Genomic DNA, 14,008 nt, shown 5'->3' with positions numbered 1-14,008 from the left:
AGATATAGAGAATGTAGAAAACAAACGACACCATCCCCGACACAACAGAAAAATTCCGCTGCACTCAAGAAACGCTGACATTTATGTTCTATCCCTTATCGCTTAAACATTGCACATCGCAAATTCATGTTCTCTACGCTGGCATTACCCAGATCAGATATACGGTCAGCGGCACAAGGCCGCTCTCTCAGCCCAACTTCATTGAGCTCCCGGTTCACTTATTTCATTGCTTCTACTGTACAACACATGGGTAATTGTGACAATCCCGACAAGGAAAAATCAGTTTAAACTAGAAGAAAGAGTGTTTAACTATATGTTTTATTTATGCGCGATATGACTCTTCTCCCACCTGTATTTCTTGCATGCAGCCTTTAGAATACACCAAGGGTTGTCTCGAAAGGGCCTCCCATTTTGGTAATCTTGATCACACATCTGGTCAGAGCGATGCGTCAAACTTGCAAATGAACCTCAGTAACGTTAATTCAGTGCAAATGGCAGCGAATAAGGTGTCTCAGGTTTATTAGACCAAATTAACGCGAGCAGGGGATGTCCCCCGTCATATGCATGACGTATGGGACATCCCCTTTAATTGGTATGCTTCATGTCGTTAGAGAAAATTGTTAAAAACGAGCAGCTCCTTTTTTAATATTGTGTATTTCCGGATTGACTTGTTTTGCCCGATGCAAAGCCTTTAAACAAGGTCGGTACTTTGGAGTAACGGGTATTTGTAATTTTGCCTTGCGATGTACTGCTGTCCGTACGCATAATGGAATCTTTGACATTGGAGATGTCTGAGTTGTCGAGCGTCATGTTCACGGCGAAGGTTGTTCCGCCATTCTGACGCACCAGCTTGCCAATGTCGTCTGCACGGAAATTTTTAATGTTAATCGTTCCGGCTGCATTCATTTGAAATACTTTATCATAGGCCTTGTAAGCTGCTCCACCAGTGATGTTGACCGTTCCGGAAGACTTCAGCGTCAGTGCATCCTCGCCCACGTCCTGCCATACCACATTCGAAATAGAACAGTTACCGTAACAATGAACACCGTCAGCTGCAGGTGAACCAATAATTACATTTTTGAGTGTGGCACCTGCCTCCAACCGAAATACCGGCTTCTGATCTTCCGCTTGAGATCCATCTCCCAGGGTGGAAGGATTGGCTACATACGTTTGGCCTTTGCCGTCAAACGTTTCTCCCTTGGCTACAATAATCGTTGAGTTCACAACAGTAGGTGCAGCAAAAGCTGGAATTGCACCGAACAATGAAGCAACCAGACCGGCAGACAGCAACAACGTCAACATTTTTTTCATCACTTAAATCCTCCCTTATTCTGATGAATTGGCGTACAAGCATAAGCTTGTCCTCAAGGAACCGATCAGAGGTGCACCTCTGGCTCGGAACCTAACCTGATCCTACCAAAAAAGGAATGTTACGATAATAATCATTAGCTTAGATATCGAGATGATAGCTTTATACCTGTGATTTCGGCCTTATTTGCTTCGTACTCCATTGTCTAATATGCCGTTCTCAACTTCGGGTATGCTGTATTTGTATCTGTAAATCAAAAGTACTATACAAAAAAAGAAACCCTAATCTATAAAAGACAGGGTTTCTCTACAATCTGTAAAATTCCTATAGTTCTTCCTCAGTATTATTATTCGTTGATTGAAGTGTGTAAAGTGGGTTCAAGTCTGTGAATTCATTTACAGTTTCAAAAGTAACTGTTCCAGTCTCCGAAACAACCATTTTGAAGACAACCCAGTATCTTTCGCTTCCGCTTCCTTCAGAAACGATAAACTCTGCACTTGGTGTGGCCACCGCACCATTGAATACTTCAATTTTAGCACCAGAACTTTTAATTGTACTTACTCCTGAGTAATGATGTACATAGAAAGTATACGTACCTGGAAGAAGATGACGAATTGTTGTTGTTTCTGGTCCATAGGACGTGACATCATCCAAGTCCAAATCAACTAAAACTTCTCCGTCGTAATAGTATTTCTTGTCACCATAATACGTATGGAAAATGTCACCCGAACCTCCAGGACCGATAAGATGGGAGTCCAAATCAACCGGATCTTTACCCCAAGTTAAAACGATACGTGTTTCATCTTCAGTAGGAATCTCAATAGCGGTTTGATTCTCATTTCTGTTTTCCACATTTAAAGCCGATATACCAATTAAAAATGTTTTAATATATTTTGTATTCCCTCCGCCCAGTTCACCTGTATATATGCCAGGGGGAAGATAAATCTTATAATTTCCATAGGAGTCTGTCGTTACTGATCCTACAATTTCGCCTGATTTGTTATCCAGACCTTTTCTGAAATCAATTTGTAGATTTGCAACTGCATTCCCAGCAACATCCTTAATGTGGCCACCGAAACCGGTAAGCTTGATTGCTCCACTTTGACTTCCTGCAAAAAGAGTCTTATTTACATCGGACTCTACAGTCAGATATAGAGTAGATCCATAACTGTTAACAGGCTCAAAAGTAAATTCTCCGTTAGCATACTGCAGATTATTTAGACGCTTTTCTGATCCATTTAAATAGGCTGTAACTATGAAATTATCTGAACTTAGGTCGCTAACATCAATACCTTCTGAAAACTCTAGTTTTGCACTTCCATTTGTGACATGGATTGCTTTAAGAGTCGGATAAGTTTCCTCTTCATTGTATACAGCCACCGTTACAGGAACATTGATTACAAATTCACCATATGTTGCTTTTACTTGCGTTGTACCATTGCTCTTCGCCTGAATTTTGCCTGAGTTAACGACAACAATCGAGTTATTCTCTACATCCCATTTCGCAATGGTTGTAATATCTTTGAATGATGTGTCAGTGATTCCTGTGAAAACGATCTGACGTGTTGAATCTATTGCAGATAATTCTACTGCCTCAGGAGAATAAACGACCTGAGTCACTGTCGGATCTGCTTCAATATTGGGCGACTGACTGAGTCGACTAAAGTCAACACCATCTACATTAACTAAAGCCGAATTTAGTATCCCTTGTCCAGAAAACTCGACTATTGCGTTTAAAATCGCTCTGTTCACTACAGCCCCTTGTCCAATTTTGAACGTAGAATTCAGTGCCTGTTCAAACACTTCAAGATTACCAATCATAGAGTTATCACCAAATTCTACCGAAACTTGTTCGGCATGAACCAAAATAGAATCAAAACTTCCGTTGAGTCTTACAGATGCATTATGCGGAACTGATTCTGCTAATTCTATCGGCCCAACGTTACCGGTTGAATTATTATCTATTATCGCCCCGGATTTGATTTCGATTTGTTGAACTTCACTCCCACCCTCAAGAACCAAACGGATGCTCCCGTCTGCTTTGTTGACAATGACTGTTGCAAGAACTGAGTTAATAGCATGAATGCTGTTAGGCCCCCCGCCTTGAATCTCGGTAGTTCCTGTAACACTTACATTATCAAGGATCACGTCACCGTTCCCAACGGATTCAAGCACATTCAAACTACCGTTTATTTTAGTATTTTTTAATACAACATCTTGAGAACTAATTGTCACATTCCCAGTCACTTCACCAAGAGTATAGGTACCTGGAGCTTTGATATTATTGGAGACTTGTTCCCCACCTCCAGTATTTCCACCATTACTATTATCGTTCCCCTTACCACCGGAAGTGGTTCCACTATTTCCTTTATTACTACTATCAGATGGCTTTGAGATTTCTGGTTTTGCTTCTTCAGTCTCTTCCTCTGTTTTGGTAGGAGCCATGTACTCATCATATGTAGACTTATTCATTACAAACTCATAAGTGAGTCTTGCCAACGCCTGTCGATCTGCAACACCTGAAGGGTTAAATTTCACCGCTCCATCTTTTTGCACCAACCCTTTGATAAAACCTGATTGATAAGCCATAGATACTGATTCTTTCGCCCAGTTAGATACTTGATCTAGATCAGACAACTGAGGTTTGGAAGATTGACTCATTACACTTTGTTGTTCCCAACCAAAAGCTCTGACAAAAAATACTGCTAACTCTTCTCTTGTAACACTTTTATTAGGTGAAAAACTTTCTTTTGATGTACCTTGTGCAATTCCAGATTTGACAAGTGCACCGATATATCCGGCATACCATAAATCCTTATTAACATCTTGAAATTGGATTGCTTCCGAAGCATCGGGCTTCAAATTGAGTGCACCAACCATGATTTTGGCTAATTGAGCTCTTGTTACGGACTGAGAGGGTTTGAATGTACCATCCGCATATCCTGTAACTATCCCTTGTTCCACTAATTTTGAAATCTCCGTTTTGGCATACGATTTATCAATATCAGTAAGAGCATTTTTAGACTTATCAATTTCTGCAGATACAGATAAGCTCATGGATAACATAGAGACAACCAGCGAAGTAGAAAGCATTAGTGATACTTTTTGATTAAACTTTTTCCATTTTGAATTCAAAATTAAAACACACTCCTCAATAGGCTTCTGGTAGGTAAAATAATAAAATATGAATCTTTAGAACTAAAACACCCCCTTATCAATAGGATAATAATACCATGTAAATTCATAAAAACAAGATTATTAATCTATCATTTTACAAAAAAGTTGTTTTACTCTATTCATTTAAAATTCTACTTCCAAGGACTAATCTGTATAAAAAAACAAAAACGTACCATTTCTGAAATGCGATTTTCAGAATGGTACGTTTCTCAATTATATACTTGTTATATCTTTATTTTAAGCGCCAAACCGCTGACGATATCCGCACTTCCGACATAATTCCTCCACTGCTTCCCGTTTGGAGAAACCATAGAACAGATTGTTGGCTCGTTCACCATCCACAATCTCCGAGAACGATTTTTCATGAACGTTGCCCAAGTTAATTACACCCTCACCATCGAGACAGCATGGAACTACAGTTCCATCGACAAGCACGGCAGCTTGACTGCGAAGCGCATGGCAGAAGCCTTTACCATCATCTTCGGGTGCATCCAGACTCGGCCACTGGAATTCATGATCCTGATTCAGATACACATTCGGGGCAATTTTGACACCGCTCCCCGGCACAACCTTCTCCTCAATACGGAAATCCAGATTGAACTCACGTTCAAGAACCTCCAGCGTCTCCCGGTTTCGGTTCATCTGCGCATTCGTGAAGTTATCCTGTGTCAGATTCCAGAGTCGGAATGAAATAATGACATTGTGCTTCACTGCTTCCCGCACAAATGACAACACATTGCCTAGATAGCCCTCACGGTCCGTGGAACCTTCATGACCATCAAAGCTGTGCAAAGAGAAGTTCATCTGACGCAGCGCCGGTTTGCCGAGAAGTTTGTGCTGGGTCTTGGGCAGTAGCGTACCGTTTGTCGTAATGTTAACCTTGAATCCCTTCTCATGCGCTGAATCCAGTAACAGATCAATTTTGGGATGAAGCAACGGCTCACCTTTGACATGTAAATAAATATGTTTGGTATGGGGTTTGATCTGATCCAATATATTGTTGAAGACTTCAGGGTCAATGAAATTTTTGGCACGTTTGGTCTGTGGACAGAAGCTGCATGCCAGATTACATATACTTGTGATCTCAATATATACTTTCTTGAACGTTTTCAACTCGGGGTCCCCATTCTGCTTAGAGGGAGAACAGTCCCACCCTCATTTGTGATCCGGCCCATATGTGCCACCACTATTATATCGGGTTCGGGAGCCGAGGTAAATCGACCAGCCTGTTAATTTCCTTTTCTCCTCGAATCCATTAAATAAGTTCACTTATAGATTCTTTCAATCGAAGTATAGGATGTATTGATTGTCCGGGTTATTGTGGTTGCCGAAACGCAATGCTAGAATCTAAACAATTTAAAACCAAGTTAAAACGTAAGAATAATAAGCTATAAGGAGAGTGTATTCATGATTACTGTTAAGGCGCCCGCAGTATATGTACACGAAGCTAACATTCTTGAGCAAAGTGGTCCACGGATTGCACAGCTTGGGCAGCATGTTCTGATTATCGCCGGTGAGTCTGCATTAAAAGCCGTAAAACCTTATCTTCTTCCCTCACTGGAGGAGCATAAGGTCAAGTTCCATGTGCAATTGTTTTACGGTGAGGTTACGACAGGCCAGATTGATACTTTTACGCAGCAAGCTTTCGATCTGGATGTTGATCTGATTATCGGCGTTGGTGGTGGTAAAGTGCTCGATCTGTCCAAAGCTGTGGCCGAGCAAGCCCAATTGCCCATTGTAACGGTCCCGACGATTGCCGCAACCTGTGCTGCCTGGTCTGCCTTAACCGTGCTCTATGATGAACAGGGCCAATCTGCAGGCTACCGCCCCCTGCGCCGGTCGCCTAATCTCGTTCTGGCTGATTCTCATATTCTGGCGAGTGCACCAAGGCGGTATTTGGCCGCTGGGATTGGTGACACACTCGTAAAATGGCATGAGTTCGCCGTTAATCTAAGAGGCAACGCCACCAGCCTCACTCTCCGAAACAGTGTCAGCACCGCCAAGCTTGCACTCGATATTCTCGAAGCGCACGCCATCGATGTCTATGAATCCACCGATACAACCGGTAGTACACCTCAATTCCGTGATGTTGCCGATGCTATTATTGTGCTCGCAGGCCTTGTAGGCAGCATTAGCGATGGATCACTTCATGCCGCGATTGCTCATGGGCTACATGACAGCCTGACCAAATTACCCGAAACACACGCCTCACTACATGGAGAGAAGGTAGCCTTTGGACTCTTCACCCAGTGGATTCTTGAAGGCAAAGCAGGAGATGAGCTTCATGAGCTGATCACTTTGTTACATAAGCTGAATTTGCCAATCACTCTTGCCCAACTCGGCATACAACAACAGCCTCAGGAAGCTGCTGCACGCATTGCAGCAGGACTACAGCTGCGGCAAGGCAGTGCGGCACATCTCTCCTTCGGAGTTAGCACGACGCAGGTAACCGAAGCCATTCTTCAGGCAGATCGTATCGGCCAAACATTCATAGAATCCAGTCAGTCCAGTGAAAGCAGTACACACACCAAGGAGGTTTCCTCCCTATGATCCGTCCAAACCGCCACTACACTCTTCCCTTAACTGCCTTTCTGAGCGTGCTTCTGTTGTTGCTGATTTCCGGCTGCTCTGCCGGAGCTGACAATCAGGCCGCAGGTACAGGCACAACACCGACAGCCGCATCAGCTGCTTTGAATAAAGACGTTACCATTCGTGTTGGTCAGACCGGATGGGGCAATCTCGAATTGGGGCTAAAAGCCGCCGGACTCGATGACACCCCCTATAAAGTCACTTATAACGTATTTCAGGGAGGTAACCTTATCCTCGAAGCGATGGCTGCAAATCAATTGGACTTTGGTGTGACCAGTGAAATTCCGCCCATTTTTGCATCTCAGGCTGCCAATGGTGGAAACTTCAAAATTATTGCGGTACAACAAGGCAGCACCTTAAATCAGGAGGTCGTTGTTCCCAAAGGTTCTTCTATCAAATCAGTTGCTGACCTGAAAGGCAAGAAAGTTGCTTTCGTAAAAAATACAACGGCCCACTATTTCCTGCTCAAAATGCTGGAGGAAGCCGGATTAACCTGGAGTGACATCAGTCCGGTCGAACTTTCAACAGCCGACGGACTCAGCGCCCTGATTAGCGGGAAAGTGGATGCCCTTGCCAGTTACGGCAATGCCATCATCTCGGCACATCAGAATGAAGCAACAGCGCTCGCCAGCGCCAAAGATATCTTGTCAGGCAGCTTCCTGGTAGCCGCGTCCGATCAGGCTATTGCAAATGTGGAACAGAAAGAGGCCCTAGCCGATTATCTGGAGCGAATCAACAAATTCAATGATTGGGCTCGTGCCAATAAGGATGCGTGGGCTCAAATTACAGCAGACAATACCCACCAGCCGGTGGAACAAGCCCTTAAAACCTACACGGATGGAGAAGCACAACGCCCATCACGTATTGTTGCCATTTCTGATGAGGCCATCAAGTCCGAACAGGACGTAGCGGATACGTTTCAGCAAGCGGGAATTTTTGAGCAGGCAGTCGATGTGAGCACATTCTGGAGTGATGCACTTCAAGATCAACTTCCAGCTCCAGGTACTCAATAACGAAGGAAACAAGGAGGTAGGCATAACGTGCGGTCCAAAACCTTTAACCGGGCATGGTTTAACCAGTTCATTCCTTTTGTTGTACCACTACTCATTCTTGCTCTGTGGCAATGGCTGACTGCATCCGGAGTTGTTGCAGCCAATATTTTGCCCCGTCCCGCTCAGGTACTGGAGGCCTTCATTCGTCTGCTTGGTAACGGTGAACTACTGAACAATATCAGTATTAGTGCCAGACGAGCTTTGGGAGGATTCATCATTGGTGGGGGGCTGGGTTTCCTGCTGGGAGTGCTGAACGGCATCTCCTCCCTTGCGGAAAAGATCGCAGACTCCTCGGTGCAGATGATCCGTAACATTCCGCATCTGTCCTTGATCCCCCTCGTTATTGTGTGGTTCGGGATCGGTGAAGAAGCCAAATTATTTCTCGTTTCCCTGGGTGTATTCTTTCCGGTATATCTGAATACGTTCCACGGCATACGATCGGTCGATCCCGGTCTGATTGAAATGGGAAAAGTATATGGCCTCAGCCGTTGGTCCCTTTATAAAGACATTATCCTGCCTGGTGCACTGCCTTCCATTCTGGTGGGCATTCGTTACGCACTTGGCATTATGTGGCTGACCCTTATCGTAGCCGAGACGGTTGCGGCGGATGCGGGGATTGGCTACATGGCGATGAACGCGCGGGAATTCATGCAGATGGATGTAATCGTCTTAAGCATTCTGCTATATGCCCTGCTGGGCAAACTGTCCGATACCATCGCCAAATGGCTGGAACGGCGCTGGCTGCGCTGGAACCCGGCTCTATCCCGCAAGTAAAGCCAAAGGAGCGTGAATTAATCCATGAGCACAAGTCAGATCAGTCCTTTTCTTCAAGTAGATAGGGTTCAGAAATCGTATGATCAGCGGACGATTCTATCCGACATCAATGTCAACGTAAGACAAGGGGAATTTGTAGCCATCGTTGGACGAAGTGGTTGTGGCAAAAGTACGTTGCTGCGTCTGATCGCCGGGCTGGAATCCCCCTCTTCCGGAAGCGTCATGCTGGGCAACAGAAAACTTGGCAGTACAGCACCCGAGACACGGTTTCTGTTTCAGGAAGCCCGACTGCTGCCTTGGAAATCCGTGCTCGACAATGTACGGCTGGGAATCCCCGACAAGAACAAGGACGATGCACGCCAGTCGCTTCGCAATGTAGGACTTGGAGAGCGTGAAGGTGACTGGCCGGGGGTATTATCTGGCGGACAAAAACAACGTGTCGCCTTGGCACGGGCACTCGCAAGTCATCCGCGCTTACTGCTGCTGGATGAACCGCTGGGTGCATTGGATGCATTGACCCGAATTGAGATGCAGCAATTAATCGAACGCTTGTGGGTAGAAGAAGATCTGACTGTCATTCTGGTCACGCATGATGTCAGTGAGGCGGTTGCGCTGGCTGACAGGGTGCTGTTAATCGAGGATGGTCATATCACGATGGATACACGAATTACGCTGGAGCGTCCACGTGTTCGGGACAGCGGGTTTGCCCATTTTGAAAATCTTATTCTAAATCGCTTGTTGACTCCTCCACAAGAGACACCACAGCAGATAGCCCAGAAACAGATATCATTCTCGATCTAATTCCATTGGAAAGAAGGTATGATTATGCAATCCCTCTCAACCGTTCCCTCTCCTCCTGTTAAAGATCTGTTAAATCAAATTCCGGCTTATACACCTGCCAAATCCATGGAACAGATCCGGCGGGAATTGGGACTGGAAAGTGTAGATCGACTTGCAGCGAACGAGAACCCGTTTGGCTCTTCTCCCCTGGCAGCGGAAGCGGTCAGATCGCTGGGTTCCGATCTTTTGGCTCAATACCCCGATAGTTCCAGCCAACTGCTGCGTGACAAACTTGCGGAACGTCTGGGAGTGCGTACCTCCCAACTGGTATTTGGCAGTGGATCTTTCGAGCTCCTAACCCTTACCGCCCAAGCTTATCTTAATCCCGGCGAGGAATCACTCATTCCGGTGCCCTCCTTTAACTGGTATAAGGGCGCTACGCTGCTGGCAGGCGGGGTCATCCACGAAGTTCCGTTGGTCAACCATTCGCTGGATCTGGAGCAATTCCGGCAGCGGATCAATGCTTCTACCCGAATCATCTGGCTGTGCAATCCGAATAATCCAACCGGAACCATTTTCACGGCAGATGCCCTGCTCGGTTTACTCGAACATGTGCCCTCCCATGTCGTGGTTGTCCTGGACGAAGCGTATTATGAATTCGCGGAAAGTGAAGATTATCCTGATACGGTTAAGCTGCTGGAGCAGTATAATAATCTGATTATTTTGCGTACCTTCTCCAAAATATATGGACTGGCCGGCCTGCGAATTGGATATGGCATCGGGAATGAAAGCATCATTGAAGGCATTAACCGGGTCAAGCTGCCCATCAGTCTGACAGTCACATCCCAAGCCGCTGCTTCGGCCAGCCTGGATGATCATGAATTTGTTTCTCATTGCCTGCACTACAATCGTCAGGGACGGGAAACGTTAATGCAGTCCTTTGAGCAGTGGAAATTACCCTATATCCCTTCCGAAACAAATTTCATCATGGTGGATCTGTTGCAGGATAGTGGCCCAATTACCCAAAAATTGTTGCACAGAGGTATCTCTGTTCGCGGCGGTGCCGAATTCGGTATGCCTACCTGGCTTCGAATTACGATTGGTACACCTGAGCAGATTGTCCGTCTGATCGGTGAGCTTGATTCACTGTTACATTCAAACGATTAGAATCCTGGATTACTTTCCTGACTCACAGTACTCACACTTCTTTTAGGCCACACTCTTTACATTCCACTTGCATGTGATATATGCTGAACACACAACTGCATATCTTAAACATTGCACTAGGGGAGCCTTGCGGCTGAGACGAATCGAACGATTCGGACCCTTTGAACCTGATCTGGATCATACCAGCGGAGGGAAGTGGAGCGGCCTCTCAGTAAGCGGATTTTTTCATGTTGATGATGAAATTTAATGTGAATTGAACTTACAGACCCACTCATTTCTCCGGAAATGGGTGGGTCTTTTTCGCGTTCTGCGGGCAGATCAGAAGGTGTAATTAAAGATCCTGCGGTTTGAATTTTGAATCACAAGGGGGGACGGAACGAGATGAATAACGACATAACCATTCACAACATGAGCTACGCTTTCCCGGGAAAAAGGGATTCCCCCGTGCTCTCCAATGTGTCGATGCGTGTAGCCAAAGGCGAATTTGTCTCGCTCATCGGTTCCAGCGGCTCCGGCAAAAGTACCCTGTTCAAGCTGCTGGCAGGCTTGCTTGAGCCAACACACGGAACCATTGACATTCCTTGGGTTCAAGAAGGAAAGCGACTGGGGCAGGTGGCCTACATGCCACAAAAGGACCTCCTTTTATCCTGGAGAACCGTCATGGAGAATTGCATACTCCCCTCTGAACTTACTCCAGGTCGGCAGGATAAGGTAAGGATACGAGCGGACATTCTGGCTGGTCTCGACAGATTTGGCTTATCCGGCCACGCGAATGCTTACCCGAACGAGCTGTCAGGTGGTATGCGCCAGCGTGTCGCGCTGCTTCGCACTTTGCTGACAGGTGGCCAACTTATGCTGCTGGATGAACCATTCGGTGCACTCGATGCCCTGACCAAACGGGAGATGCATCGCTGGCTACTGGAGCTCTGGGAAGGCATGGGCAAAACCGTGTTGTTCATCACACATGACATTGAAGAAGCCCTGCTGCTCAGTGATCGGATTATCCTGTTAACTCCGGGGGGCCAAGGCCAACAGCTGCAGGATCTGACGGTACCTTTGGCACGTCCAAGACATTCGGACATGATCTACGAACCGGCTCTCGTTCAGATGAGACGACTATTGGAGGAACAATTGCATGCGATACGGTAACTTGAGAGACAGCATGAAGGATAGCATAAGAGGTTGGCTTGCCCGTTATGGTCTGTTTTTTTTGCTCATGCTCTTGCTGCTTGTCATCTGGGAGTGGGTTGTGCGTATGGGATGGGTGCCTTCCTTCATCATTCCAGCCCCGACGGCGATTGCCCGTTCGCTGTATGAGCATCGCCACCTCTTGTTGGCTACACATCTGCCTGCTACCTTGATGGAGGTTGCCGTTGGTTTTGGCTTGTCCATTGTTGCCGGAATTGTACTTGCAACTGGTATGCATATGAATCGGTCGATTGAAAAAGCGTTATATCCCTTCATCGTGATCAGTCAGACGATCCCGCTGATTGCCCTATCCCCCGTCTTCATCCTGTGGTTTGGCTACACCTTGTGGAGTAAAGTTGCGGTGGTGTTCCTGATTGCATTTTTCCCCATAGTGGTGAGCACCTACGATGGCCTGCGTCAGGGTGATCCGGAGCAGCGTGAACTGCTGCTGACGATGGGGGCCAGCAAGTGGGATATTTTTCGCAAACTCCAGATTCCACTTGCCCTTCCCTCCTTCTTTTCGGGACTGAAAATGTCTGTGGTGTATTGTGTGGTCGGTGCAACGATCGGTGAATGGCTCGGTGGAAGCAAGGGCCTTGGTTACTTCAGCCGCAGAATGTCGAGCAATATGAACACGGATGCCATGTTCGCCGCCATCGTGCTGTTATCCCTGCTTGGTATCGCCCTGTTTGTACTCATTGCATGGATGGAGAGAAGATTCGGTACATCACGGCGGCATGCAGGTAGAAGAAAAGCTGGATAACTTTCGGATTTCAAAACAGAAAACAAAAGAAACGAGGAACTTTACGTTATGAACAAAAAGCATTTCTATTCCCTGCTCCCCATTCTGCTTATGACCCTGTTGCTGATCGTCAGCGGATGCGGAAATACGGTTACCAATACACCTGCTACAGATTCAAATTTCAATGCAAACGATACAGAATCATCTGCAATAGAAACGCCATCGGCATCCAAAGACAAGCTGTCCATCATGCTCGATTGGTACCCGAATGCAGTGCATTCCTTCATCTATGCTGCTCAGGAAAAAGGTTACTTCGCGGATCAAGGTCTGGATGTCGATATCCAGATGCCTGCCGATACCAATGACTCACTCAAACTTGTTGCCGCCGGGAAAATCGATCTGGCACTAAGCTACCAGCCGCAAATCTTGCTCGCTCGTGGGGAGAACATTCCTGTACGTTCGATTGCAGCCGTCGTTCGTCATCCGCTTGTGCATCTGTTGACCGAAGCAGACGGTAAAGTGAAGTCACCAAAAGATCTCGAAGGGCAGACGGTTGGCTATTCCTCAATCCCTCTGTATGAAGCGATGGTGCGTACCATGATCAGCCAGGATGGCGGTAATCCCGACAAGATGAATCTGGTGGATGTGGGATTTGACCTGATCCCTTCCCTGGCTTCCGGACAGGCAGATGCCATTATGGGTGGTTTTATTAACCATGAACAATTGATTCTGGAAAAGGAAGGCCATGCCATGAAATCGATCAATCCTGTCGATTACGGTGTACCTGATTATTATGAACTGGTCCTCACTGCAAGTGATGCGGGCATTGAAGCGAAAAAGGATCAGCTTACCCGCTTCATTAAAGCGATACAAGAAGGACAGAAATATGTGACAGAGTACCCTGAGAACGCGCTGAACATTCTGCTCGCACATGAGAACGAAACGTCTCCTCTTGACCCGGAGATCGAAACCAAAAGTCTGAATATTTTACTGCCCTTGATGAATGAAGAAAGTCAGCCGTTTGGCAGTCAGGACGCCTCGTCCTGGGAAAATGTTCGGGCATGGTTGGTTCAAAGTGAACTGATTCCGGATACCGTGAAGGCTGAGGATGCTTTTATTAATCTACAGGGCGAGTAAGAAAGGTGTCGCTCACAAGAGTAGTTTCGGGATTACATTGGGACGAATGGAATCTTTAACGAGGATGAGGGCCTTCTATTAGGCTTTTCTATA

11 protein-coding genes and 1 riboswitch are annotated in these 14,008 nt (G+C 46.2%); of the genes, 8 read left to right on the top strand and 3 right to left on the bottom strand.

Translation table 11 applies throughout. From position 1 onward, the window contains the following. Positions 1 to 642: 642 nt before the first annotated feature. The 3 genes from RS891_RS04640 to RS891_RS04630 form a co-directional block, all read right to left on the bottom strand. Positions 643 to 1,311 carry a pectate lyase gene (locus RS891_RS04640; protein ID WP_076290425.1) on the bottom strand — a complete coding sequence of 223 codons (669 nt, stop codon included), beginning with the start codon at positions 1,309 to 1,311 and terminating at the stop codon, positions 643 to 645. Positions 1,312 to 1,633: 322 nt separating this feature from the next. After that, the gene (locus tag RS891_RS04635; protein WP_315794575.1) at positions 1,634 to 4,444 is read right to left on the bottom strand and encodes an S-layer homology domain-containing protein; all 2,811 of its coding nucleotides are present in this window, start codon (positions 4,442 to 4,444) and stop codon (positions 1,634 to 1,636) included. Between the two features lie 279 nt (positions 4,445 to 4,723). After that, complete coding sequence (locus tag RS891_RS04630) at positions 4,724 to 5,599, bottom strand: radical SAM/SPASM domain-containing protein (protein WP_064640556.1); 876 nt, start codon at positions 5,597 to 5,599, stop codon at positions 4,724 to 4,726. A 294-nt stretch (positions 5,600 to 5,893) separates the two neighbouring features. On the opposite strand from RS891_RS04630, the gene RS891_RS04625 reads away from it, so the two are divergent. From RS891_RS04625 to RS891_RS04590, 8 genes are all read left to right on the top strand, one after another. Then, positions 5,894 to 7,036, top strand: coding sequence for an iron-containing alcohol dehydrogenase family protein (locus tag RS891_RS04625; RefSeq protein WP_315794574.1), 1,143 nt, complete (start codon positions 5,894 to 5,896; stop codon positions 7,034 to 7,036). Continuing rightward, a complete protein-coding gene (locus RS891_RS04620) occupies positions 7,033 to 8,088 on the top strand; it encodes an ABC transporter substrate-binding protein (protein WP_315794573.1) in 1,056 nt (351 codons plus the stop codon). Before RS891_RS04625 ends, RS891_RS04620 begins: the two co-directional genes overlap by 4 nt. Before the next feature lie 27 nt (positions 8,089 to 8,115). Continuing rightward, a complete protein-coding gene (locus tag RS891_RS04615; protein WP_315794572.1) occupies positions 8,116 to 8,901 on the top strand; it encodes an ABC transporter permease subunit in 786 nt (261 codons plus the stop codon). Positions 8,902 to 8,925: 24 nt separating this feature from the next. Further along, entirely contained in the window at positions 8,926 to 9,702 is a 777-nt protein-coding gene (locus tag RS891_RS04610; protein WP_315794571.1) for an ATP-binding cassette domain-containing protein, read from the top strand. Between the two features lie 24 nt (positions 9,703 to 9,726). After that, positions 9,727 to 10,848: a histidinol-phosphate transaminase gene (hisC, locus tag RS891_RS04605; RefSeq protein ID WP_315794570.1), complete on the top strand. Its 1,122-nt coding sequence runs from the start codon at positions 9,727 to 9,729 to the stop codon at positions 10,846 to 10,848. Positions 10,849 to 10,956: 108 nt separating this feature from the next. Then, positions 10,957 to 11,059, top strand: a riboswitch (TPP riboswitch). A 170-nt stretch (positions 11,060 to 11,229) separates the two neighbouring features. Next, a complete protein-coding gene (locus RS891_RS04600; protein ID WP_315794569.1) occupies positions 11,230 to 11,997 on the top strand; it encodes an ABC transporter ATP-binding protein in 768 nt (255 codons plus the stop codon). Next, positions 11,984 to 12,799, top strand: coding sequence for an ABC transporter permease (locus tag RS891_RS04595; protein WP_397386893.1), 816 nt, complete (start codon positions 11,984 to 11,986; stop codon positions 12,797 to 12,799). The genes RS891_RS04600 and RS891_RS04595 overlap by 14 nt, the downstream gene beginning before the upstream one ends. Before the next feature lie 48 nt (positions 12,800 to 12,847). Then, complete coding sequence (locus RS891_RS04590; RefSeq protein WP_315794568.1) at positions 12,848 to 13,915, top strand: ABC transporter substrate-binding protein; 1,068 nt, start codon at positions 12,848 to 12,850, stop codon at positions 13,913 to 13,915. Positions 13,916 to 14,008: the final 93 nt, after the last annotated feature.

The sequence above is a fragment of the Paenibacillus sp. BIC5C1 genome (assembly GCF_032399705.1).
In the GTDB taxonomy this organism is placed as follows: domain Bacteria; phylum Bacillota; class Bacilli; order Paenibacillales; family Paenibacillaceae; genus Paenibacillus; species Paenibacillus taichungensis_A.
This window is presented reverse-complemented; position numbering and strand designations above follow the sequence as displayed.

Excerpts from the sequence above, each read along its gene's own strand:
- RS891_RS04640 (WP_076290425.1), bottom strand. The coding sequence starts at position 1,311 with ATGAAAAAAATGTTGACGTTGTTGCTGTCTGCCGGTCTGGTTGCTTCA.
- RS891_RS04625 (WP_315794574.1), top strand. The coding sequence starts at position 5,894 with ATGATTACTGTTAAGGCGCCCGCAGTATATGTACACGAAGCTAACATT.
- RS891_RS04620 (WP_315794573.1), top strand. The coding sequence starts at position 7,033 with ATGATCCGTCCAAACCGCCACTACACTCTTCCCTTAACTGCCTTTCTG.
- RS891_RS04610 (WP_315794571.1), top strand. The coding sequence starts at position 8,926 with ATGAGCACAAGTCAGATCAGTCCTTTTCTTCAAGTAGATAGGGTTCAG.
- hisC (WP_315794570.1), top strand. The coding sequence starts at position 9,727 with ATGCAATCCCTCTCAACCGTTCCCTCTCCTCCTGTTAAAGATCTGTTA.
- RS891_RS04600 (WP_315794569.1), top strand. The coding sequence starts at position 11,230 with ATGAATAACGACATAACCATTCACAACATGAGCTACGCTTTCCCGGGA.
- RS891_RS04595 (WP_397386893.1), top strand. The coding sequence starts at position 11,984 with ATGCGATACGGTAACTTGAGAGACAGCATGAAGGATAGCATAAGAGGT.
- RS891_RS04590 (WP_315794568.1), top strand. The coding sequence starts at position 12,848 with ATGAACAAAAAGCATTTCTATTCCCTGCTCCCCATTCTGCTTATGACC.